15 protein-coding genes and 1 pseudogene are annotated in these 25,089 nt (G+C 66.9%); all 16 read right to left on the bottom strand.

Annotation, left to right across the window (positions count from 1 at the left end):
- Positions 1-74: 74 nt before the first annotated feature.
- The 16 genes and pseudogenes from ACFXHA_RS21985 to zomB all read right to left on the bottom strand — a co-directional run bounded on the left by ACFXHA_RS21985 (position 75) and on the right by zomB (position 25,063).
- Positions 75-281 carry a DUF5988 family protein gene (locus tag ACFXHA_RS21985; protein WP_379359477.1) on the bottom strand — a complete coding sequence of 69 codons (207 nt, stop codon included), beginning with the start codon at positions 279-281 and terminating at the stop codon, positions 75-77.
- A gap of 84 nt (positions 282-365) precedes the next feature.
- Positions 366-845 carry a hypothetical protein gene (locus ACFXHA_RS21980; protein ID WP_379359475.1) on the bottom strand — a complete coding sequence of 160 codons (480 nt, stop codon included), beginning with the start codon at positions 843-845 and terminating at the stop codon, positions 366-368.
- A 54-nt stretch (positions 846-899) separates the two neighbouring features.
- Positions 900-2,444, bottom strand: a complete 1,545-nt coding sequence (locus ACFXHA_RS21975) for an acyl-CoA carboxylase subunit beta (protein ID WP_379359473.1) — start codon at positions 2,442-2,444, stop codon at positions 900-902.
- A 52-nt stretch (positions 2,445-2,496) separates the two neighbouring features.
- Positions 2,497-7,638: a polyketide synthase Pks13 gene (pks13, locus tag ACFXHA_RS21970; RefSeq protein ID WP_379359471.1), complete on the bottom strand. Its 5,142-nt coding sequence runs from the start codon at positions 7,636-7,638 to the stop codon at positions 2,497-2,499.
- A 116-nt stretch (positions 7,639-7,754) separates the two neighbouring features.
- Positions 7,755-9,677, bottom strand: a complete 1,923-nt coding sequence (fadD32, locus tag ACFXHA_RS21965) for a long-chain-fatty-acid--AMP ligase FadD32 (RefSeq protein WP_379359469.1) — start codon at positions 9,675-9,677, stop codon at positions 7,755-7,757.
- A gap of 473 nt (positions 9,678-10,150) precedes the next feature.
- Positions 10,151-11,134: a cutinase family protein gene (locus ACFXHA_RS21960; RefSeq protein WP_379359467.1), complete on the bottom strand. Its 984-nt coding sequence runs from the start codon at positions 11,132-11,134 to the stop codon at positions 10,151-10,153.
- A complete protein-coding gene (locus ACFXHA_RS21955; RefSeq protein ID WP_379359465.1) occupies positions 11,131-11,670 on the bottom strand; it encodes a DUF732 domain-containing protein in 540 nt (179 codons plus the stop codon). Before ACFXHA_RS21955 ends, ACFXHA_RS21960 begins: the two co-directional genes overlap by 4 nt.
- 98 nt (positions 11,671-11,768) lie before the next feature.
- Positions 11,769-13,874, bottom strand: a complete 2,106-nt coding sequence (locus tag ACFXHA_RS21950; RefSeq protein ID WP_379359463.1) for an alpha/beta hydrolase-fold protein — start codon at positions 13,872-13,874, stop codon at positions 11,769-11,771.
- A gap of 133 nt (positions 13,875-14,007) precedes the next feature.
- Complete coding sequence (locus ACFXHA_RS21945; protein ID WP_379359461.1) at positions 14,008-15,045, bottom strand: alpha/beta hydrolase; 1,038 nt, start codon at positions 15,043-15,045, stop codon at positions 14,008-14,010.
- Positions 15,046-15,191: 146 nt separating this feature from the next.
- Positions 15,192-16,463, bottom strand: a pseudogene (locus ACFXHA_RS21940) (alpha/beta hydrolase-fold protein); the annotation flags it as partial.
- 157 nt (positions 16,464-16,620) lie between these two features.
- A complete protein-coding gene (locus ACFXHA_RS21935) occupies positions 16,621-17,652 on the bottom strand; it encodes an alpha/beta hydrolase (RefSeq protein ID WP_379359459.1) in 1,032 nt (343 codons plus the stop codon).
- 340 nt (positions 17,653-17,992) lie between these two features.
- Positions 17,993-18,973, bottom strand: a complete 981-nt coding sequence (locus ACFXHA_RS21930) for an alpha/beta hydrolase (RefSeq protein WP_379359457.1) — start codon at positions 18,971-18,973, stop codon at positions 17,993-17,995.
- Between the two features lie 185 nt (positions 18,974-19,158).
- A complete protein-coding gene (locus ACFXHA_RS21925; RefSeq protein ID WP_379359455.1) occupies positions 19,159-20,178 on the bottom strand; it encodes an alpha/beta hydrolase in 1,020 nt (339 codons plus the stop codon).
- Between the two features lie 211 nt (positions 20,179-20,389).
- Entirely contained in the window at positions 20,390-21,478 is a 1,089-nt protein-coding gene (locus tag ACFXHA_RS21920; protein ID WP_379359453.1) for an alpha/beta hydrolase, read from the bottom strand.
- Positions 21,479-21,814: 336 nt separating this feature from the next.
- Positions 21,815-22,858, bottom strand: coding sequence for an alpha/beta hydrolase (locus tag ACFXHA_RS21915; protein WP_379359451.1), 1,044 nt, complete (start codon positions 22,856-22,858; stop codon positions 21,815-21,817).
- Positions 22,859-23,116: 258 nt separating this feature from the next.
- A complete protein-coding gene (gene zomB / locus ACFXHA_RS21910; RefSeq protein ID WP_379359647.1) occupies positions 23,117-25,063 on the bottom strand; it encodes a flagellar motor control protein ZomB in 1,947 nt (648 codons plus the stop codon).
- Between the last annotated feature and the right edge of the window lie 26 nt (positions 25,064-25,089).

The following is a 25,089-nucleotide window of genomic DNA, read 5'->3' as shown; positions in this document are numbered from 1 at the left end:
CCGCGACATTGCGGGCGGCCACTGTTGTTTCGGGTCTTATCTATTCGTGCCGGTCAAGGTTCGGCTCGTACCGTTCAACGCTTGGCGTCGATGTGCGCGACCCATTCGTAGACGGGCAGGCTGCCTTCCGGTGTGTCCTCCCACCGTGGCGTCTGCTTGAACCGCTCATATCCGCCCCCGAACGCCACTCGGAGCTCGAAGCCCGGTGGGGTGATCGGAACGATCCGCTGTTCGAGGCCATCCGGCCCGCCTTCGAGTAGCGCCAAGGGTGAGGTACTCATAGCTGAAGGCTCTCACATCTGTGCGGGCCACCCGATAGATTCAGCGCAATCGGCGAGCCGCCTGAACAAGGCGACCGGCTCGCGTCAGGCGAGTCCGAACATCCCCAGCAGGGCGCTCACCAGGCCGCCGATGATCGGAATCTTGGCGGCGCTGCCGGTGCCCAGGCTGCCCGCGGGGACCGCGGTGACGGGAACGCTGGTGCTGGCCGCATTGCTGCTGGTGCTGCTCCCGTCGTCGCTGGCGACGATCTTGACGGTGCCCGACCCGACGGCAGTGGGAGTCCACTGGATGGTCGCGACGCCCGACGAGTTCACCGGCGTGGCGCCCAACAGGGTGAGGGTCCCGGCGGCGTCCCCGAACCAGAAGCTCACCTGGGTGCCCGCGGGCGCACCGAAGTCGGTGGCGGTCACGGTGTAGGTCGAATTGACGTGCGCGAGCGCGGTTCCGGGGGTGATGCCGGTGACCGCCGCGGACGCAGACGGCGCGGCGGACAGGACCGCCAGGGCGGTGGCGGCGGTGACCACACCACCGAGGATCGATCGACGAATTCGTGGGGTAGCCATCAGCGGTTCGCTCCAAAGCTCGCATTCCAAAACTGAAATGCGAGCTTTTCATAACTAGAGCGGGATCAGATGATGTTTGCGCGGATTGCGGGGGACTTTCTTGTCCCGCAGCAGGTGCAGCGCGCGGCGAATCTCCAGCCGGGTGGTGGCCGGGTCGATGACAGCATCGATATAACCCCGCTCGGCCGCCACCCACGGGGTCGCGATGGTGGCGTTGTAGAAGTCGATCATCTGCTGGCGCATCGCCGCCCGCTGGTCCTCCGGGGCCGCGTCCAGGCTCTTCGCCCCGATCAGCGATACCGCGCTCTCCGCGCCCATGACCGCGATCCGGGCCGTCGGCCAGGCCAGATTCACGTCCGCGCCAAGCTGTTTGGACCCCATGACGGCATAACCGCCACCGTAGGACTTGCGGATCACCACGGTCACCTTCGGGACCGTCGCCTCCACGAAGGAGAAGATGAACCGGCCGCCACGCTTGATGACGCCGATCTTCTCCTGCTCCACCCCGGGTAGGAAGCCGGGCGTATCCACCACGAAGACCAGCGGAATCTCGAAGGCGTCGCAGATCCGCACGAAATGCGCGGCCTTGTCCGAGGCGCGCGCGTCCAGCGCACCCGCGTAAACCATCGGCTGATTGGCCACCACGCCGACCGTGCGGCCGTCCACCCGGGAGAAGCCACAGATGACGTTCCTACCCGCGGATTCACCGAACTCGTGGAACGCGCCGTCGTCGAAGATGCGGATCAGGATCTCGTGCATGTCGTACCCGGCATTGTCGGCGTCGGGCACGATGCCGGTGAGCTCCAGATCCGATTCGGTGAGTTCCGGTTCCAGACCGGGATTCACGATCGGCGGCTGCTCCTGGCAGCTCGACGGCAGATAGCTCAGATATTCCCGCACCCACGCGAACGCGGCGTCCTCGGTCTTGGCGACATGGTGGATATTGCCGTACTGCGCTTGGGAATTCGCGCCGCCGAGCTCCTCGAGGCTGACATCCTCGCCGGTGACCTCGCGAATCACCTTGGGGCCCGTCACGAACATGTAGGCGGCCTCGGTGGCCACCACCACGTCGGTATTGATGGGCGCGTAGACCGCGCCGCCCGCACAGCTGCCCAGGATCATCGAGATCTGAGGCACCAAGCCGGACAACGGTTCCTGCCGCCGGCCCAGCTCGGCATACCAGGCCAGCGAGGTCACCGCCTCCTGCACGCGGGCGCCGCCGGAATCGTTGATACCGACCACCGGGCAGCCCACCTTGGCCGCGAATTCCATAATGCCCGCGACCTTGCGGCCGAACATCTCGCCGACCGAACCGCCGTAGACGGTCTGATCGTGCGAGAACACGGCCACCGGGCGACCCTCCACCAGGCCGTGGCCGGTGACCACGCCATCCCCGTAGAGGGCATTCTTATCGCCCGGATTGCGCACCAGCGCACCGATTTCCACGAAGGAACCGGGGTCCAGCAGCATATTGATGCGGTCGCGGGCGGAAGGAATCCCCTTCCTGGCCCGCTTGGCTATACCCGCATCTCCCGCCGGTTCCCTCGCGCTGTCGAGCTTGTGTCGAAGGTCGGCGAGTTTCTCGGCGGTGGTGCTCACTGGACTCCTTTCGGCAAAAACCTACTTTCGCAGAACCAATGACGCGGTGGTGCTATTTCGTTGTGGTGTCGATCTCGGCGAGTTTCTTGGTGAGATCGGCACCGATGGTGGCGATCCGGGGCTCGTCGATGATCTGGATGTGATCGCCCGGAATGTGGATGATGTCCAGATTCGGAATGTGCTCGGCCCAGCCGCCGTTCGGCTGCCGCTCGGCGAAACGCGGTTCCAGCTCGATCATTCCGTCGTGGTAGCGATCGGCCAGGTACAGGGTGACCGGGCCGTCGTACTTGGACTGCTCGATCTTCTGCAGTTCCTTGCTGTCGATCCACGAGGTGCGCTGGTGCTCGACCACGCCGCCCGGGATGTCCACCCCGGCGAACTTGATCAGCTCCATGATGATCTCGATCTGCTCGGCGTCCGAGGCCGCGGCCAGCTCCTCGAGCTGCTCCTCGTCGAGTTCACCGTTGAAGCCGTAGGTCTTCTGCGCGAAGGACTGGTAGCGGCGGAGGCGCTCCACCCGCTCGGCATCCGAATTGTCGTACGGCTGCACCGGAATGGCGAGGTCGATCAGGCCGACCTGGCGGACATCCGCACCCTCGGCACGCATGATCTCGCCGACCTTGAGCGCGAACACCGCACCCAACGACCAGCCGTAGAAGACGTACGGGCCCTCCGGCTGCCGCTTGCGGATCTCCGGAATGTACTGGCGCGCACGCTCTTCGATGGTGCCCTCGACGCGCTCGAAGCCGTACATCGGCGTACCCGCCGGGAGACGGTTCAGCAGCGGCTCGTAGACCAGGGTGTTGCCACCCGAAGCGTGGAACACGAAGACCGGCACGGCATCCGAACCGGCCTCCTTCGCGCGCAGCGTGCGCACGAAGCCCTCGAGATCCGAGCTCTTGCCCTGGTAGCGCACGACCACCTCGGACAGCTGCTCGATGGTCTTGCAGGCCCGCACCTCGGCCGGATCGACCTCGGCCTTGACCCGCTCCGACAGGCGCGCCGCCACCTTGGCCACGATCGCGTCGTCGACCTCGGGCAGCTGGTTGAAGATGCCGCCCGCGGTCTTGCCGGTCACCATCGCCCAGGTGGCGAAGGCGAGACGCTCCTCGCCATTGCGCGGGGGCACATTGTCGGCGTCGGTCTCGGCGATCGGCGCGGCCGACTCGAGCACCGCCTCAACGGCTTCGGCCTCGGCGACGATCTCCTCGGCCTCGGCCACCGGGGAGGTGGTCTCAGTCTTGGGCAGCAGTGCCGCCGGATCCTTGCCCTCGGCCATGGCGGCGCGGGCGGCGGAGATGAAGTCGGCGTCGACGGCGACATCCTCACCGGCGGCCTGGCGGGCGGCAATGTCCTCGAGCTGATCACGGTGCTCGACGGCGTAGCGCAGCACCTTGCCGACCTCGAGCAGGCTGGCGTCGCGCACGGCCTGGATCTGCAGCTGCGGGATGTCGAATTCGTATTCGACGCGGTTCTTGATGCGCATGGCCATCAGCGAATCCAGACCCAGCTCCATGAGCGGGATCTCCATCGGCAGGTCCTCGACCGCGTAGCCCATGGACTCGGCCACGATGATAGCCAGGCGGGCCTCGATGGTCTGGGTGCCCTTGGGATCCCAGCGCTCACCGGGAGCCGCCTCGATCGCGGCGGCCGGGGCCGCCTCGACGACAGCGGCCGCGACCGGCTGTGCCACAACCGATTCCGGCAGGGGTGCGCCGGAGGTGACGACCGCGTCGAACAGCGGCCGGAAGACATTGCCTTCCTTGGCGTGCACCGACACCGACGCGCCACCCGGGTGCGGGGTGAGCGTGGTGGTCAGGGTGCCTGCGGCCGGAATCTGGCCGTGCGCCAGCGACGCGCCGACCGTGACATCCGAGAGCACCTGCGCCGCAGCGGCATTCACCAGCGCGGCGAGATCGGTGACGGCCGAGGCCTGCACCTCCCACACGTGGCGGCCGTCCGGCAGCGCGACGTGCGCGCCGGGGACGCGAGCATTGCCCGAGCCGCCACCGAAACCACCGGAAGTCTTGGGCCAGTACTGCTTACGCAGGAAAGCGGTGCGCGGCGCGTCGCCGTACTCACCGGCCGGCAGCAGCGAGGGCAGGTCCACCTTGTGACCGTGCACGTAGAGCTGCGCCATCGCGGTGATGATGCCCGCGGCCTCGTCTTCCTTACGCTTCAGCGTCGGGATGAGTGCCGCGTTGTGCACACCCGCCGCGAAGGTGGTGCCCAGGACCTGCATCAGCGCAACGGAATTCGGCGCCAGCTCCAGGAACGTGGTGATACCGGTGTTCACGGCGCCGCGGATGGCATTGGTGAAGTACACCGAGCCGCGCATGTTCATGACCCAGTAGTCCACGTCGTGCACCGGCGGGTTGCCCGCCTTGTAGTGCGCGTTCGCGTGCACGGTGGAGTAGAGGTCGCGCTTGAGCTTGGTGGGCTCGATGCCCGCCAGCTCGGCGGCGAGCTCGCCCAGCAGCATGTCCATCTGCGAGGTGTGGCCGGCGCCGCGGGTCTGCAGCACGCGCGCGAACTTGCCGTCGGCCTCGGCGCGCGCCACGATCGCGTGCACCTGGTCCGGCATGCCGCCGATGACGGTGTTGTTGGGCGCGGCGTACACCGCGACCTCGATATCGGGGAACTCGGTCTCGATGAGCTTGGCGACCTCGTCGGCCGAGTACTCCAGCAGCGCCATATTGCGCACCTGGTCGTCGGTCAGCATGGCCTCGCCCTCGGCCATCAGCCGCGAGCGCGCGCAGATCACCCGGACCGCGTCCTCGAGCGGCAGACCGCCCGAAATGTACGCGGCCGCAACCTCACCCTGGGAATGGCCGACCACGCCCTCCGGCTCCGCGCCGTGCGCGCGCAGGATCGAGGCCAGACCCACCTGGATGGTGAAGGTGCCGACCTGGCCGGTGCCGATATCCCAATCCATGGAGTCGTCGAGGATCATCTCCTTGACCGAGTACCCGGCCTCGTCGACGACCAGCTCGTCGACCTGATCGACGGCCTTACGGAAGATCGAGTTCTCGGTGTAGAGCTGCTTGCCCATCTTGCGGTGCTGCGCACCGAAACCGGCCATCACCCACAGCGCACCCAGCGGGGCCGGGGAGTCCGCGGTGTAGACGCCGTTGCCCGGCTTGCCCTCTGCGATGGCCCGCAGGCCCGCGACGGCTTCCTCGTGCGTCTTGGCGACCACCACACCGCGCGAGCGGCCGTGGTTGCGCTTGGCCAGCGTACGGGCCAGGTCCACCAGCGGAGTCGCCTGTCCCGCTTCGGATTCCAGCCAGTCGGCCAGATCCTTGGCGGCGCGCTTGCGGCGCGAGGGCAGGTAGCCCGACACCGGGATGATGTAAGGCATCGGCTCTTCGCGGTTGCCCCACTCCGGTTCCGGCGCGGCGGCTTCCGTAATGGCCTCGGCTTCGGCGATCACATCGGTGGTCTCGTCGTCGAGATCGGTGGTCTCGGGCAGTTCCAGGGCGGCCGGGGTCGGCACGTACTCCTGGATGACCACGTGCGCGTTGGTGCCACCGAAACCGAAACCGTTGATGCCGATGATGGCCTTGCCGCTGTAGCGCGGGAATTCCGTCGGCTGCTCGACGATCTTCAGGTGCGCCTGATCCCACGGGATGAACGGGGTCGGACCGGCGTAGTTGCAATGCGGCGGAATGACGTTGTGCTGCAACGACAGGATCACCTTGGCGAGGCTCGCGGCGCCCGCGGCGGCCTCCAGGTGACCGAAGTTGGTCTTGGCCGAACCCAGCAGCGCGGGCTTGTCGGCGTCGCGGCCACGGCCGACGACCCGGCCCAGCGCGTCACCCTCGATCGGGTCGCCGATCGGGGTGCCGGTGCCGTGCGCCTCGATGTAATCGACCTGGGACGGCGGGATTCCGGCGTCGCGGTAGGCCTGGCGCAGCACATCGGCCTGGGCGTCGGGGTTCGGGGCCAGCAGGCCGTTGGAGCGACCGTCGCTGTTGACCGCCGAGCCCTTGACCACCGCGTAGATGGTGTCGCCGTCACGCTCGGCGTCGGCGAGGCGCTTGAGCACCACCAGACCGGCACCCTCGGAGCGCACCATGCCGTCGGCGTCGTTCGAGAACGCCTTGATGTGACCGTCTTTCGACACACCGCCGTTGGCGTCGAACGCCAGCGTCGCGGCGGGCGACAGCAGTGCGTTGGTGCCACCGGCCAGCGCCAGATCGGCCTCACCGTTGCGCAGCGCCCGCACCGCCTGGTGCACCGCCACCAGCGAGGACGAGCACGCGGTGTCGACGGCGATCGACGGACCGCGGAAGTCGTAGAAGTAGGAGACCCGGTTGGGGATGATGGCCGAGACGCTGCCCATGATGCTGTAGCCCTCGGCCGACAGCGGCGTGCCCGGATCGGTGTTCCCGACCGCCATGCCCGCGATCATCATGAACTCGGTGCTGGTCGAGCCGATGAAGACGCCGACCTGCTCACCCTTGAGGGTGTTGGCGGGAATTCGGGCGTGCTCCAAGGCTTCCCAGGTCAGCTCCAGCGCCAGGCGCTGCTGCGGGTCCATCCGCTCCACCTCGACCGGCGAGATGGCGAAGAACTCGGCATCGAAGCTCTTGAGCACGTCCTGGTCGAGGTAACCGCCCTTGACGTTGGACTTGGCGATCTGCTCCACCAGCCGCGGGTCGTCGAGGAACTCCGACCAGCGGCCCTCGGGTAGATCGCGGATCGCGTCACCGCGATTGATCAGGAAATCCCAGGTGGATTCGGGCGTATCGCCCGCACCGGGGAAGCGGGTGGACAGGCCGACAATGGCGATATCGTGCGCCTCGCCGGGCTGCAGACCCTGGGTGTAGAACGAGTCGTCGGCCGAATCGGCCGGAAGATCGGGCTCCCCGTTGATGATTCGCTCCGAGAGCGAGGCGATGGTCGGGTGCTGGAACACGATGGTCGCGTTCAGCACGACCCCGGTCAGCTCCTCGATATCGCCACCGAGCGCCAGGGCATCCCGAGAAGCGAGGCCGAACTCCTCCATCGGCCGGTCCACCGTGATGTTCTCCAGCGGTTGCCCGGTCGCGTCGGATACCCAGCGGCGCAGCCACTCCTGCATGTCCGCGACCGACATATCGGTGATCGCGGGCTTGGGAACGGCGGGCACGCCGTCCGCCGGAGCATTGTCGGTCGTCTGGGTGGGGTCGGTGCCCTCGTTCTCAGCCATCAGTTCCTCAAGCTACCTGTCTGCGTACGGTGCGCGGCGTGAATCGGGGTTGGTGATCCATGCATGAATGGCGCGAGCCGAACTCGGCTCGCGCCATCCATCGTGAGACGGTCGTCTCACTCCTCGTCTGGTGCATCGGGGAAAGCCTGCTGCGTGTAACCACCACGCAGTGTGCCCTCCAGATAAGCAGCCTTGCAGGCACGACGCGCGATCTTGCCGCTGGACGTGCGCGGGATCGACCCGGCGGGGACGAGCAGGATGTCACGCACGGTGACGCCGTGCCGGGTGGAGAGGGCCGCGCGGACGGTGTCGGCGATGGGGCCGGGATCGGCCTTGCCCGCACCGGGACCACGCTCGGCCACGATAACCAGCTGTTCGCTGGCATCGTCGGCGTCGTACTTCAAACCCGAATGGCTGTCCTGCGCAAACACATCCGCGGGCAGCTGGTTGGCCGGGACCGCGAAGGCCGCGATGAAACCGGGACGGAGCATGGTCGAGGCCTCCTGCGCGGAGTACTCGAGGTCCTGCGGGTAGTGGTTGCGGCCGTCCACGATCACCAGGTCCTTGACGCGACCGGTGATGTAGAGCTCGCCGTCCACGTAGACGCCGTAGTCGCCGGTGCGCAGCCAGATGCCGTCGGCCGGAACGCCTTCGGCGTGGCTGCCCTCGGCCTGGCGGCGGACCAGCTGATTACGGAAGGTGTTCTGGGTCTCCTCGGCGCGACCCCAGTAGCCGATGCCGATGTTGTTGCCGTGCAGCCAGATCTCGCCGACCTCACCGTCGGCGACCTCACGCGCACCCTCGGGCGCATCGATGGACTCGCCGTCCACGATGGTGGCCCACTGCGACAGCGACACATAGCCACAGGACACCTGCGCGATGGCGTTGTCGGTGCCCTGCTCGACCTTGACCACGCGACCGGCATTGAGCTCGCGGCGATCCACGTAGATGACCTTGGCCTCGTCCTCGTGCCGGGTCGCCGACACGAACAGGGTGGCCTCGGCCATGCCGTAGCACGGCTTGATGGCGGTCTTGGGCAGCCCGTACGGCGCGAACGCCTCGTTGAAAGCCCTCATCGAGGTGGTGGTCACCGGCTCGGAGCCGTTGATCAGGCCGATCACGTTCGACAGGTCCAGCGACTCGCCCGCCTTGGGCAGACCGCGCACGGCGGCGTGCTCGAACGCGAAGTTCGGTGCGGCGGCGAAGGTTCCGGCGCCGTCGGCGACCGCGGCCAGCTCGTTGATCCAGCGCGCGGGGCGACGGACGAACGAGGCCGGGGACATGATGGTGATGTACTTGCCGCCCACGGCGGGCAGGATCACCGTCAGCAGACCCATGTCGTGGTAGAGCGGCAGCCAGGTGACGCCACGCGAATTCTCGTTCAGATCCAGCGCGTTCACCATCTGCAGCACATTGGTGCCGACACCGCGGTGGGTGATCTCGACGCCGGCGGGCACGCGGGTGGAGCCGGAGGTGTACTGCAGATACGCGATGTCGTCGACCCGGATGTCCGGACGGATCCAGGACTCGCCGACGCTGTCGGGAATCGCGTCGACCGCGATGATGCGCGGGCGCTGGGCCGCGGGCAGCGCGCGGAAGAACTGGCGGACACCGGCGGCGGAGGAGCTCGCCGTCAGGATCGCCGACGGCGTGCAGTCGCCGAGCACGGCGTGCAGGCGATCGGTGTGACCCGGCTCGTCCGGATCGAACAGCGGCACGGAGATGGTGCCCGCGTATATGGCGGCGAAGAAGGAGATGACGTAATCCAGGCCTTGGGGAGCCAGGATCGCGACCCGATCTCCCCGCTTGGTCACCTGCTGCAGTCGGGCGGCCACCGCGCGCAGCCGCGTGCCGAACTGACTCCAAGTGAGGTCCTGGTACTCACCGTCGCGCTCGCGTGAGTAATCGATGTAGCGGTAGGCCAAGTCATTGGCGTCATTACCGTGGGTGTGCTTCTCGACGTAGTCGACGAGGGTGCGTCCCTCGGGAATCGTGATGTTCCCCGTTTCGTCGAGGTAATCGTCGAAAGTCTCGTCCATTCCTTCTTCTCCTCCGAGGCACACGCGGCATGGAACGGCATGCATTGCCGCTGCTACCTGTGAGGCCCCGACTCTCTTCGCCCGCGGGAGCTCCATGGGAGAGCCAACCTGCAGAATTGTGTTGCGGTCTGCGCGGTGACCGTCTATTGGCTAGATGTTCTCAAACCAGGGACATGTTACAGAGGGGCTACCCGGCCATGCTTCGGAGCGGCCGAACATCTCCCAGCTCACACCTCTGGGCTAGTGCTTCACCGGCGCGAATGCCTCCAAATGGGTGGGGAGCGCCCCACATAGGACACAACAAGGACGTGAATGTGAGTTGCCGCACGGACCGGGTCTCGGCTGTGTCGCAACCCGGAGCACTTTACCGGGTGACCCCGAAACTGGGGGGTCGGTCGGGTGGGGTCACACACCCGGCGAAGGACCCATCATCCATGGTGCGCCCGATCGCTTGCGGATCTCTGCGCAAAACCTTACGAATGTGCTGGATGCGGGGCGTTTTCGATCAAGCCCGAGGCCCAGTTCACGGTCCACTCGGTGGCGGTGGTGCCATTGCCGTCGACCTGATAACCGTTGTAGAGGCTGTGCACCGGATTGCCCGCGGCACGCACCAGGATATTGAGACTGCCGAGGACATTGCCCGGGTTCAGCGCCTGACGGGGGGCGTCACAGATCAAATCGCCTGCGGCACAGATGGTGAAGGTGCGACCGGCGAGCTTGCCGTAGCCGCCGCGCGGCCCGGTCATGGTGATGCCGGGGACATTGAGGCCGCGCAGCGCCACCTCCGCGCCCACGCCGGGCGGGGTCGGGCCGATCTCGGCAGCCTCGCCCGGATCGCCGACATCGCGGCGGCCGTCGGCGATGGTGGTCACGCCGAGTACCAGGTCCTCCGGTATGGGCCCCTTGCCCGCGCCGATCTGCGCGGCGAGATCACCGACGATCACCCCGCCCTGCGAGAAGCCCGCCAGCACATAGGAAGTGAGCGGACATTTGGCGTAGGTGGCCGCCAGGTGATCGGTGGCCCGCTTGGTGCCCTCGGAACGGCTGTTGTTGTACGAGGATTGGCCGTCCGGCGGAATGGCGATGGGATTGGAGAACTGCGCCACGTACGGGACGGTGTAGACCTCGAGCCGTTCGTTGGGGAACTTGGCCCGAATCGGGTTGGAGACGTTCAACATCAGCGACGCCGGGTTCGCGGTCGGGTTGTAGGGGTCGTCATTGCTGTTCGACTCCCAGGTACCCGGCACGGACAGCAGCAGCACGTCCGGGCAGTCGGCCGGCTGCGAGGTCGGACGCGTGGGTCCCGGCGGCTTGGGGCCGGGCAGCCGCAACCGGCCCGCCAGCAGGTACCACAGCAGCAGCGCCACCACGACCACGATCACGATCGCGGCGATGACGAGCAGCAGGCAACCCGCCGGGCGCGGCCGGCGTCGTCCGATTCGGCGTCGCGTCGTCACTTGCTGCAGTAGCTCTTCGAGGCGACGTCGTAGTAGATCTTGCCGGCCTGCTCGACCGACATCTTGGACTGGTCGAAGGACGGATCGGAACCGGCGATGGCGGTCACGTAGGTGATGATCTGATCCTGCGGGGCGTTCTCCGCCTTACCCTGGCAGACCAGATCGGCCGCGGTGATGGCGATATCGGAGGAGCCCGGCGTGATGCCCGCCTTCTTCAGATCGTCGAGGAAGCCCTTCTGCTTGTCGGTCAGCGCCGGCGAACCACTGGGCGTGGTGATGAACTGGCTCGGCACCGGCTGCGGACGCTCGGGCGAGGAGGTCGCGGTCGCGGAATCCGGCGCGGGCTGCGGCGCTTGCTGATCCGTGCTGGACGGCGCACCGGCAGCCGGGGTGGTGGGCGCGGCAGCCGCGGCCTTCGTGGTGGTCAGCGTGGGCGTGCTCTTGGCGGTCGAGTCATTGCTACCGCACGCGGCGAGCAGTCCGGCGGCGGCGAGAGCGGCCACCACGCCGAATACCTTTCCACGGATTCCGTGCATCTAATCGCTTCCATATCTGTCCAAGGGCAAAAGGTCGCCCCCAGGCTAACCGCAACCCGGGCACTAGTCCCGGGCCACAACGGAACCTCATCCAGTTCTTAGTTGGGACGGACCTCGGGGCCCAGCGCGGGAACCGGCGGCGGACCTGCGGGCTCGGGGTCCGGGACGGGCACGGGAGCCGCCGCAGGTTGCGGGGCGGGCGCGGGGGCGGCGGGCGCAACAGGCGCGGGGGCAGCCGGTGCGGGGGCGGCCGGTGCGGCGGGCGCGAGTTGCGGCAGCGCGGGCAGGCCCGGGAGCTGGATCGCCGGTGCCTGCGCGGCGGGCTGTGGTTGCGCCGGAGCCGGTTTGGGCTGCTCGCTGCCCGGGATCGTGATGGGGCGGCCGTCGAGGGTGGCGGCGGTGGTGTGACCGTCACGGACGGTGATGGTGCCGCCCTGGAAGGTCTGCTGCGCGCCGCCGGGGATCTCGCCCTCGTCCGAGAGCGGGTAGCCGAGCGGGCCGTTCTCGAATCCGGTTGCGCGCCAGGCGTCCATGATCGGGCCGTTGCGCACGCCCCAGGCGCCCGAGAGTGGGCTCCAATAGATATTGCCGCCCTCGAAGGCGGTGTAGCGGCCGAAGTCGCGCAACGGCGCCTCGTTCGAGGTCGGGAAACCGTAAGGGCTGTTCTCGAATCCGAGCTGCCCGTACTTCCCCAGGATCAGACCCTGCACCAGGTGCGCGCCGGTCTTGGAGCTGAAGTAGACCGGCCCGTTCTCGAAACCCTGGACCACACCGTCCCGCTGGGGCGTGCGGGCTTCCTGACCGTTCGGGTATCCGGCCGGGCCGCGCTCGTAGCCGCCCTTGGCCCATTCGTCGAAGATCGCACCGCGCACCGCCTGCGCGCCGGTCTGCGGAGTCCAGTAGACGGACCCGTGCTGGAAGGGCTGCAACCGGCCGCGGCCGTCGGGCAGTCCGCCCTCTCCGGCGGTCGGGAAGCCCAAACCGCTTGCCGCACCGCCCAGTCCGGCGTAGCTGCCGCCGATCGCCCCGGCCACCGGCTGCGCGCCGGTGGCCTGCGAGTACAGCACCTTGCCGCCGCGGAAGTCCTGCGTGACACCGCCGGGCACCTGGTATTCGCCCGAGAGGCAGTCGCCGAGCCAGTTGTTGCCCTGCACGATCGGCGCGATCGCGCCCGCCACCTTGCAGTCGAGGGCGGTGGCGTCCACGCCGATCGCGGCCGCAGTCTGCGGCCACGCCTGGCGCATCTCGAAATCCCAATAGGGCCAGGTGTGCGTGCCCGACGGGCGATAGTTCACCGAGACCGGGATATTCAGCTTGGCCAGCTTGGCCACGAAGTTCTGGGTACTGAGCCGCGACAGCACCTCGAGGCCGAGGCCCGCGTAATTGGTGGTGATGCCCGGAATGTCGGAGAGCGGATCGGTGGTGCCCGCGACGCCGTTGCCACTCGACACGTACAGGGCCACGCCCTTGAGCTTGTCGGCCAGCTCGTACGGGTCGTGTTCCTTCCAGGCCGGGCTCGACGGCGGGCCGAACATCTTGCTGGAGTCGTAGCCGCCCGCGTCGTGCATGGCGAAGTTGACCGCCTGCGGCATGCCGAGCGAGGTCAGGGTGAGGAAGCCGGAGTAGGAGGCGGCCGAGCGCACCCAGCCGGGATTGCGGGCGGCCAGCATCATGGCCGCGGTGCCGCCCATCGAAAGGCCCTCCACCGCACGCACATCGGTGGCGCGGAACTGGCTCTCCAGCAGTGGCGGGAGCTCCTTCACCAGGAAGGTCTCCCACTGGTAGTTGCGGCCGTTGTCGGGGGCCAGCCAGTCGGCGTAGAAGCTGGACTGGCCGCCGATCGGCAGCACCACCAGCGAGTTCTTATCGGCGAAGAAGCCGGCCGCGCCCGCGTCCTTGGTCCAGCCGTTCTCCTCGTCGGTGGCACGCAGGCCGTCGAGCATGTAGACGACCGGGAACCTGGCGTCCGGCTTGGAGTTCCAGTCGCGGGGCAGCAGCAACTGGATTTCGACCGGCGCGCCCGAGGCGGGCGAATTCACCCACACGGTCACGCGGCGGTCGCTCACCCAGGTCATCTTCTGAATGCTCGCCGGGTTTGCGGCGGGGGCGTCGGGTGCGGCCGAGGCCGGACCGGTCCCCACGCACATGCCCGCGGCCAGCGGAAACACCGCTGCCGCCGCGCATGCGGTCCATCGCATACGCATTCGCTTGATCCCACGGACAACACCAGCCACACAAGTGTTGTACCTCCGGGAGCGCTCAACTCCCGGTAGGACACACGGAAACGAACCGCCTACAGCAAACGACCAGTTTCTATCCGCCTCACGGCGTGTCGCTCTACGACACCCCGAGCGCGGCCAAGATGTCGGGGCGGGCGGTGGTCAGCTGGTCCTGCCAGTAGCCCCACGAGTGGGTGCCCTTCACCGGCAGGCTGTAGTGCGCGCCGATGCCGAGCTGATTCATCCGGGCCATGAAGGAGATGGTGTTCACCATCGACAGCGCCTCCAGGGCAACGGCATTCACGGTGTTGAAGATGCCCACCGGGCCGTCCGGATTGTCGTGCGCGCCCGGCACACCCCACGAGGCGGAGATGTAGAGCGGCAGATTACGCAGCTGCGGGGCGAAGACGAAGGGGTCCATCCGCAGCCAGGCCGGACTCCACGGCCAGGCCATGGAATCCACATTGAACCGGCCCGCGTCGAGCATCGCGATCCGAATCGCCTCGCGCATACCGGGTGCGGAGATGTTCAGGTAACCGGAGAACGAGGACGCGTGCTTGAACTGGTCGCGGTGATAGGCGGCCAGCGCCAGCGCCGCCGAGCCACCCATGGACAGCCCGGCCACCGCGTTGTTGGTGCGGGAGACGCCGAAGCCCTCCAGGAAGGCGGGCAGCTCCTGGGTCAGGAAGGTCTCCCACCGGTAGGTGAGCTTCTGGCCGTTGGTGCTCGAGGGCGCACGCCAGTCGCTGTAGAAGCTGGACTGACCGCCCACCGGCATCACCAGGGTGACGTTGTCCTCGGCGAACTGCTGCAGGGCGTTGGTCTCGAAGGTCCAGGCATTGAAGTCGTCGCGGGCGCGCAGGCCGTCGAGCAGATACAGCGCGGCGTCACCGCCGTGGCGGGCCCACTGCACCTGCACCTTGACCGGACCCATGCTGGAGGGCACCAGCAATTCCTCGAACCCGCCCTCCGGGGTGCCGCGATGCAGCGGATGCGTGGGCATGGCGAGCGCGGGACCGGCCAGCGCGGGCAGCGCCAGCACGGCCGCGGCGGCCGCGAGGACGCGTCGCCAGCCGGACCTGCGCCGGGATTCGGCGCGCTTGATCTTGCGAGTCGAACCGTGCTCTGGGCATGACAAGGCGCCCTGTACTGGCATAGAGATCGATCTCCTGAACCGCAGGGGGAAAGCACACCGACGTGACGGGAGTCACGGACAACGGTGCACTCTACAGTCGGCTCGGAGGTAACCGGCGGGTATCCCGTTCAGCTGGCGTGTATCTCGGCCTTGCCGTCACGGAACACGATGGTGCCGTGCTGGAAGGCCTGCTGCGCCCCGCCCTGTATGGGCGTTTCGTCGGAGGTGGGAAAGCCGAGTGCCCCAGCGGGTCCCGACGCACCCTCGTAGGTGCCGCCGATCATGCCGCCCACCGGATGCGCGCCCCCGGCGGCCGACCACAGCACCCGGCCGCCCCGGAAGTCCTGTGCCGCACCGCCGGCCAGCGGATATTCCGCGGTCAGGCAGTCGCCCAGCCACGACTTCGCCAGTGCCACAGGCAGAATCGCGCCCGCCGAGGCACAGTCCGGCTTGGCCGCCTCAACGCCCAGCGCGGACGCCGCCTGCGGCCAGGACTGCCGCATCTCGAAATCCCAGTACGGCCAGGAGTGCGTACCCGACGCCCGGTAGTTGACCTGTACCGGAATGCTCAGCTTGTTCAGCTTGGCGACGAACTGCTGAGATGAGAAGCGGGACAACACCTCCAGCGCCATGCCCGACCAGTTGGTACTGACACCCGGGATGCCGGCGGGAAGGTCGTAGACGCCCGCGAGCCCGCTGCCACTGGACACATACAGGCTGAGGCCCTTCAGTTTTTCCGCCAGCGCGTAGGGATCGTGCGCCTCCCACTCCCCGTCTGTGGGTGGACCGTACATGGCGTCGGAGTGGTAGCCGCCCGCATCCTTCATGGCGTACGCAACCGCCTGCGGCATACCGAGAGTCGTGAGCGTGAGCATGCCCGAGAAGGAGGCCGCGTAGCGCGCGAAGCCGGGATTGCGGCCCGCCAGCGTCATGGCCGCGGTACCGCCCATGGACAGTCCCGCCACGCCGCGCACATTGGTGGTGCGCCAATCCCGGTCCAGCAGCGGCGGTAATTCCTTGGTCAGGAAGGTTTCCCACTTGTAGATCTTGCCGTTGTCGGGCTGCTTCCAATCGGAGTAGAAGCTCGCCGCGCCGCCCACCGGCAGCACCACGGTGACGTTCTTGTCGGCGTAGAAGGCCTCGGCCCCAGCGTCTTTCGTCCAACCGCTCTGATCGTCGGTGGCGCGCAGGCCGTCGAGCATGAACAGCGCCGGGAATTTGGCATCCGGCTTGGTGTTCCAATCCCGGGCGAGCAGCAGCTGCACCTGGATCTGGGCGCCCATGGCGGGTGAGTCCACCCACAGGGCCACCCGTCTGTCGCTCAGCCACACCACATTTCGAATGTCGGGCTTCGTCGGCTTGGCCGGTGCCCCCGTCGGCGGCGCGGCCCCCGGTTCCGCGTACGCCGTTCCCACCGTCAGCAAGGCTGTGGTGGCCATTGCGAACGCGGCCAATGCTCTGCGGCCGCCCCGCCCCCATCTACCAATCGCCACACCTGTCACAGTAGTTTTCTACCCCGTTGCGGCGAATCATGGGGAGGCATAAAAGAACCGGCCACCCTGTTGGGTGACCGGTTCATTTGTTCCAGCTATGAAATTACGCCAGACCCAGCGCGCTCAGCATCTGCGGACGGGCCTTGATCAGCTCGTCGTGCCAGTAGCCCCACTTGTGGGTGCCGGTGACCTCGAAGTCGAACTGCGCCGGAACGCCGATCTGGCCCAGCCGCGCCTGGAAGGCACGGGTGTTCACCATCGAGAGCGCTTCCAGCGCAATGGCGTTACCGGTGTTGAACGCGTCGCCGAACGAGCCGACGCCGTCGTACCGGCCGGGGATGCCGCTACCGGCCGAGATGAACATCGGCAGGTTCTTGAGCTGCGGCGAGAACACGAAGGGGTCCATGCGCAGCCAGGCCGGGCTCCACGGCGCGGCCATGGAATCCACGTTGTAGCGACCCGCGTCCAGCATGGCGATGCGGATGGCCTCACGCATGCCCGGCGCGGACAGGTTCAGGTAGCCCGACATCGAGGTGGCCTGCTTGAACATGTCGCGGTGGTAGGCGGCCATCATCAGGGCGGCGGAGCCACCCATGGACAGGCCGGCGATCGCGACGTTGTTGCGCGCCACCCCGTAACCGGAGAGGAAATCGGGGAGTTCCTTGGTCAGGAAGGTCTCCCACTTGTAGGTGAACTTCTGACCGTTGGTGTTGGACGGGGAGACCCAGTCGGCGTAGAAGCTGGACTGGCCACCCACCGGCATGATGACGTTCACGTCATCATTGGCGAAGATGCCGGGGGCGTCGCCCTCGTTCGCATTGGCCCACGCGCTGTGATCGTCCTGAGCGCGCATGCCATCGAGCATGTAGACCGCGGAGCTGCCACCGTTCTTGGCCCACTGCACCTGGACCTTGATCGGGCCCATGCTGGAGGGGACCATCAGCTCTTCGAAGCTGCCCGGGGCACCGCGATGCGCGATGCCGAACGCCGGAGCGGCCGAGGCGATGGACGGGGCGGCCAGTGAAGCGGTCGGGACTGCGAGAGCTGCCGCGGTGACGGTGGCGGCGACGAGCCGTGTGCGCCAACCACTCTGCGCACGGCCTACTCCCGGCACGGCGGACCTGCCGAAACGCATGGATACTGCTCCTTCTCTACCGCAGTACTGCGCTACTGCGGTGTTTTAAGTTGTCAATCGCGCACGCGGGCATGACGAAGCCATGCGTGGACATACGCGATCAGCACTCGCAGCGAATCCCGACGTTTCTCTGCGAGCGAAGCGCTACCACGGGTTGGTCACACTTGCGCTCGCTGGAGGGTATTCGACGCTCCGAGCGATTGGCAAGGTCATGCTCAATGGTTAGGGGATTCACACCATCGCATATGACCGTAATGGTGCGGTGACCATATCGCGAATCCTTCGTGATGTCGCGGCAACGTGGAAAACCCTTACGCCGCATCCCTCTTGGCGGAATCGCTCAACCGAGGTTGGCACTCAGGTCGGGCAGCATCTTGTAGACCTGGTCGGCCCAGTACGGCCAGTTGTGCACACCGTTGTCGGTGAAGTCGAACACCGCGTTGTTGGCGCCCAGCGAGTCCAGCCGGGCCTGGAACGCGCGGGTATTCGCGAGTGCTATCGCTTCCAGGCCCATCGCATTCCCCACGTTGTATGCGTCCAGGGGGCTACGCACGACATCCCGCTGACCGGGCAGCCCGTTGCCGCTCGAGATCCACAGCCGGGTGCCGTTGTCGCGCAGCCGCGGCGCGAATACGAAAGGATCGTTGCGCAGCCACAATTCGCTCCACGGCGGTCCCCACATGGCGTCGATGTTGTAACCGCCGGCATCGAGCAGCGCGGCACGCAGACCCTCGCGCATACCGGGCGCGGAAATGTTCAAATACCCGGAATACGATCCGGCATAACGGAACTGGTCCGGGTGATAGGCCGCGAGCACGAGTGCGGCGCTGCCGCCCATGGACAGCCCGAACACGCCGTTCCCGCGCGGATTGAAGCCCAGCCGGGCCGCCAGCGCATTGCGCAGATCGCGGGTCAGGAAGGTCTCCCAGGCATACGGGACGGCCTGGCCATTGGTGTTGCTCGGGGCCACCCAGTCCGAATAGAAGCTGGACTGGCCGCCGACCGGCATCACCACATTGATATTCCACGCGGTGAGCGCGCGCTCGACGTCGGTGTCGTTCTCCCAGCCGGAAAGGTCGTTGCGGGCCCGCAATCCGTCCAGCGCGTACACCACCCGCTGGGTATTGCCGTCCTGGGCGCGGAAGATGCGTGACTTGATCGGGCCCATGCTGGAATCGACCCAGAAGTCGTAGCCGCCCGGATCGAATGCGGCGTGCGCAGTTCCCGCCGCGAGCGTCCCGGACAGTGAAAGGGCAACTGCCACCGCGAATCCCACCAGGGATCGCCCCAGCACACCCCGAAGCCCTCGAACAGACCGCATCGACTCGCCTTTCACGAGTGTGGTCAGCATTGACCACCGCCGAAATGCAGAAGCTGTTGCCGCTGAATCTTCATAAGCTGCGGTTCGGAGCCGATGGCTATCAAAACACCCCACGCGACCAAAACGTGATGCGAAACGTCGATGGCCGCCACCCCATCGGGATGACGGCCATCGATTCGTTCGGTCTATCCGATATTTCCCGACATGTCCGGAATCATGCGGTACGCGTCATTGGCCCAGTTGGTCCAGGCGTGCAGGCCGTTGGCCGGGAAGTCGTAGACGACGTTCTGTGCGCCCAGGGTGAGCATGCGGACCTGGAAGGCGCGAGAGTTGGCCAGCGCCAAGGCTTCCAGGGGCGCGCCGCGGATCAGACGGTCCGCGGCGGCGCCCAGCGGAATGTCCAGGTCCTCGGGCATCGGCGCACCACTACCGGCCGACACCCACACCCGGGTGTTGTTCCCGATGAGCGTGGGCGCGAACACGAACGGATCCATCCGCAGCCAGCTCGGCCCCCAGGGCGGAGCCATACTGTCCACGTTGTAGCCGCCCGCGTCGAGCATGGCGACCCGGATGGCCTCGCGCATGCCGGGCGCGGAGATGTTCAGGTACCCGGAATACGAACCGGCGTAGCTGAAGAAGTCGGGGTGGTAGGCGGCCAGGGTCAGGGCCGCACTGCCGCCCATGGACAGACCGAAGATGCCGTTGCGATTGGGATTGAAGCCCAGGCGATTCTGCAGTTCCCAGCGCAGATGGTTGGTGATGAAGTCCTCCCAGGCGTAGCGGTAGCTCTTGCCCGGACCACCGCCCATCGCCTCGGTCGCGCCCGAACCGGTGCCGTAGGCCGCCGATCCGGTGCCCGCCGGGACGCCGAAGAACGAACTCGGCGCGTCCCAGTCCGCGTAGAAGCTGGACTGGCCGCCGACCGGCATCACCACATTGATGTTCCAGTCGGCCAGCACCTGCGGCACATTGGTGTTGATCTCCCAGCCGTTCAGGTCCTCCTGCGCCCGCTGACCGTCGAGCACGTACGCCACCCGCTGGGTGTTGCCGTCGCGGGCACGCAGGATCCGGGTCTTGATCGGACCCATGAACGGGGAATCCGCCCAGAAGTCGAAGATCGCGGGATCGAATGCCGCGGCCGCCGGTGGTGATTCGATCACCGCCACCCCGAATGGCATCAGCAGGGCGGCAGCGGCGACGCCCATGACCTTTCGTGTGAAGCCTCGAACCCGCATCGACCCAGCCCTTCTCGGTTTGAGCAGAACACTGATCACGCAGAACTCATCTTCGCTACCGATGAAGTATCGGATGACCAGGTGGGCGTGTCCCGTGTGCTCAGCGCGGCGAGTCGCGAAAGATCATGAAAGAAGCCCCCATCCACAACGGAAGGGGGCTTCGTTTCGCGACAGCTCGGGGCTAGCCGATGTTGTTGGAGAGGTCCGGGATCATCCGGTAGACCTCGGCGTTCCAGTTGTTCCAGTTGTGGACACCGGTGGCCGGGAAGTCGTAATTCACGTTGTTCGCGCCGATCGAGAGCATCCGGGCCTGGAAGGCGCGGGTGTTCACCAGGGCGAGAGCCTCCAGCGGCACACCCTGGATGACCGGCATGATGCCGGTGACGTCACCGGCGCCCGGGATCGCGCTCGCGGCGGAGATCCAGAGGCGAGTGTTGGCGTCCCGCAGGCGCGGCGCGAACACGAACGGGTCCATGTGCAGCCACTGCGGTCCCCACGGCGGAGCCATCGAGTCCACGTTGTAGCCACCGGCGTCGATCATGGCGAGGCGGATGGCCTCACGCATGCCCGGGGCCGAGACGTTCAGGTAACCGGAGTACGAACCGGCGAAGCTGAACTGATCCGGGTGGTAGGCGGCCAGCGTCAGCGCGCCGGAGCCACCCATGGACAGACCGAAGATGCCGTTGCGGGTCTTGCTGAAGCCCAGCCGCGAGTTCAGCGCGTTGGGCAGGTCCTGGGACAGGAAGGTCTCCCAGGTGTAGCGGTAGCTCTTGCCGGGGCCACCACCGAGCAGCTGGAAGGCGCCCGAGCCCGAGGACGAACCCGAGGCCGAGCCGGAGGAGGACAGCGAGGAGGAACCGGCCGAACCGCTGCCGCCACCCTCACCGAGGATGCTGCTGGGCGCGTTCCAGTCGGCGTAGAAGCTGGACTGGCCGCCGATCGGCATGACGACGTTGATGTTCGCCGCGGTCAGCGCGTGGGTGATGTCGGTGTTGATTTCCCAGCCGCTCAGGTCCTGCCCGGCGCGCATGCCGTCGAGGGCATAGACGACGCGGGAGGTGTTCCCGTCGGCCGCGCGGAAGACGCGCGACTTGACCGGGCCCATGGACGCCGAGTCCACGTAGAAGTCGAAGCCGCTGGGGTCCAGGGCCGCGTTCGCGGTTCCGACGCCGACCGCCGACACCCCGAACGGCAGTGCAATCGCCAGAGCCAATCCGACCACGGAGTTCTTGAGCCAACCGCGGGATCTCTGACGTCTATCGCCTCGCATTGATTTGTCCGGCCTTTCCTGTGGTTCGGTCTCGCCGTGTGCTCGTGACTCCGGCAGAGGTCTCGGCGACCCTATCGCGGATGGGCAAACGGGGTGTTATCCGATCGTGACGAAAGTGACGAGCGCCACGCTCGGAGCGGAATGTGGCGCAGATCAGTGCCTGGATGTGACTCCCGAGTCGAATTCAGCCCCCGTTGACCCATACTCAACAGCTATCACTCCAGACTGCACGAACCTCACTGCGCGCCTTCAGCATCCCCTATCACCGGTGGTGAATGATCAAGGCGCGCGCCAACTCTCAGCAAAGTCTAGGAATCGACCGATGTCGTCCCGCCATCAACCGATGTTGTTCGAGAGGTCCGGGATCATCCGGCCCATCTCGCCCTCCCAGTTCTTCCAGTTGTGCACGCCGATGGCCGGGTAGTCGGCGACGATATTGCCGCCGCCGAGCGCGGCCCAGCGCGCCTGGAACGCCTTGGTGCCCACCAGCGACACCGCCTCGATGCCCATGGCCTGGATGACCGTGGCATTGATATCGGAGACCGCGCCCGGCAGCCCGCTGCCCGCCGAGATGAACAGATGGGTGCCGTTGGCCTTCAGCTTGGGCGCGAACTGGAAGGGATCCAGGTGCTGCCACTTCATGTCCTTGGCACCCGCCAAGGCGTCGACGTTGTAACCGCCGGCGTCGACCATGGCCACCCGGATGGCGTCGCGCATACCGGGCAGCGACAGGTCCAGGGCGCCGGACATCGAACCGGCGTAGGAGAACTGGTTCGGGTGGAATGCCGCCAGCATGAACGCGGAGCCGCCACTCATGGACAGCCCGAAGATGCCGTTGCGACTCGAGCTGAAGCTCAGGCGATCTCGCAGCGCATTGGGCAGTTCCTGACTCAGGTACGTTTCCCACTTGTAGGTGTAGGACTTGCCGGGGCCGCCCGAAAGCGCCTGCGTGATACCGGATCCGGACTGCTGTGAGGCGGTGCCCGCGGGCAGGCCCAGGAAGGTGCTCGGCGAGTTCCAGTCGGCGTACCAGCTGGACTGGCCGCCGATCGGCATGACGACATTGATATTGGCGGCCGTCAGGGCATGGGCGACATCGGTATTGATCTCCCAGCCGTTGAGGTCGTCGCGCGCGCGTTCACCGTCCAGCGCGTAGACCACCCGGTTGGTATTGCCGTCCGCCGCGCGGAAGACACGGTTCTTGATCGGCCCCATCACGGAGTCGACGTAGAAGTCCATGCCGTCCGGACTGTAGGCGGCCTGCGCCGGCGCCGTCCCGAGGACCGAAACCCCCAGCGGCACCATGGTTGCCAGGGCCACGCCCAGCACCGTCTTGCGCAACCAGCTGCGCGCCCCGCCCTTAACCGTCACGCCCCGCATATTCGGCCTTCCATCTGTGCGCCCCGAGCCTCCCTGCTACCCGCCCGGAATCGTATTGCGACAACCGTTGCCGCACAGCGGTTTTCTGGGTCGGCAACGGAAGTACTCGCGGAGCTTATCGCGAAACCCACGCCGGGGTGTTACCAAATCGAGACAGCATCGCATATCTCGCATCTCGACCGTGACGTTTCGGTCAAACCCCCTCACGGGCAAGAGAAAACCCCGCATCCGGTATGGATGCGGGGCCTCTTCGTCTTGCTACTTGGGGGGCGCGGGCGGCGGTGGCAGCGTGGGATCCACCAGGTTGCACCGCTGGATCTCGTACTTCGGCACCCGATCGATCCGGTACTTGGCGAAGGTGAACGCCTGCATCAGATTGTGCCGCCAGCGATCGAACGTCAGCGGGGCCCGCGAGGAGGCCAGCAGCGACTGGGTATCCGGGCAGGACAGCGCCGTGCGGGCCTCGTCGGACCACTTCTCGTCCAGGAACCACGGCATCCACGGGTGCCGGTCCACCATGCCGGTATCCACCACCACCCAGTCGGGGTAGAGGTTCTTGTCGTGGCCGATGCGGCCGTCGGTCAGCCGATCGGTATGCGACGCAAGCGGATACGCCAGGCCCATCTGGTCGATGACCCGCACGTCCAGCGGCACGTTCATGCTGGTCATGCCGAGATTCAGGAAGAACACCACGTGCTCTTTGTTGCCGTCCGGCACCGGTGCGGGCACCAGGTACCAGTTCATGAACGACGGCGAGTTGAGCAGCAGCGCACCGTCCGGCGAGTTGGCGATATCGCGGACCATGGCGCGGATGCGCGGGTAGTCCAGGTAGTCCTCGGCGGTTATCGGGTGATCGTGACCGGTATTGAGCACGTAGTAGATGCGCTCGTCCACGATGCCGTTGGCGCGGATCTTGGTGCCCGCCGTGATCGCGGTGGTGTTGGCCGCGAACAGCGCCCAGACCGCCGTGCCCGCGAAGGCCGCCAGCACGACGACGAAAACCCAATCCAGTCCGCGCATTCCGGACGCCCGCTCGGCCGACCGTCGCGGCAGCCGGATCGGCAGCACCGCCACCGGCAGGGTCAGGCAGAACAGCTGCGGCAGCAGCATGCGGCCGTGCATGAAGTCGCCGCCGACGCGGATCTCGTAGACGGTCAGCACCACACCGGCGACGAGCATGAGGGTCACCACCGCGGCGGGGGTGCGCAACCAGACGCTGAAGCGGTGAATCCGGCCGCGCAGACCCGACTTCGAGGACTCCTCGGCGACCGCGTGACGACCGTCCGACGCCTCCGCGCGACGCTGCCGTGCGAGCACCAGACCCGCGATCAGCAGAATCACCAGCGGCAGCCACAGCCAGTACGGGCCGACGAGATCCCAGAGATAGATGAAGCCCTGATGCCATTTCGCGCCACCGGCGTCCTTGGCCACCGCGGTGTTCGGGTAGGGCAGACCGTAGTAGCCCATCCGCCAGATCTGGTACGCGATCGGCACCAGTCCGGCCACCGCCACCACCAGCACCCGGAACATCCAGGGCCGCAGGCGGGTGTCCGGCACGGGCGCGCAGAACAGCATGGCCAGCGCGAGCGCGCCGACCAGCGTCATCTCCGGCCGGATCAGCGGAGCCAGTCCGGCGAAGAAGACCAAAGCGAAAAATGCCGCGGGGCGGACCTTTTCGGCCTGACTCCAGCGCACCATGCCCCACCAGAGGACTGCCAGCCAAAAGATGACCAGGCACGACTCCAGCCCGGAGGTGGCGTAGTCACGGGCCGGCGGCAGCGCGATGTAGACCAGCACGCCCGCGGGCACCAGCAGCGCGGAACCCGTTCCGCCCCACAGCCGGGCGGTGCCGAGCATGGCGAACACGATGGCCAGCACCGAGAGCGTGAGCGCGATGCCGAGCACCACGTACTCGAGCCGCGCCTGGGTCAGCCAGCTGAAGAAGTAGACGATGAAGGTCCACGCCGTCGAGGTGTTGGCCTCGACGCGCTCGCCCGCATTGAAGACCGGACCGTTGCCCGCCATCAGGTTTCGGACCGTGCGCAGCACGATCAGGCCGTCGTCGGCGATCCAACGGCGCTGCCACGCACCGGCCGCGAACAGCGTCGCGGTCAGCACGATCCCACCGAGGAACGTGGCGCGGGATAGTCGCGAGAAGCCGCGCGGCCCATCGTCCGCACGCCGACGGGCGCGACCGAGCGGCAATTGTGCCGTCGGCGCGCCCACCTCTC

Source organism: Nocardia sp. NPDC059240 (genome assembly GCF_042753865.1).
Classification (GTDB): Bacteria; Actinomycetota; Actinomycetes; order Mycobacteriales; family Mycobacteriaceae; genus Nocardia.
The sequence above is the reverse complement of the archived record's forward strand: the minus strand, read 5'-3'. Positions and strand labels throughout refer to the sequence as shown.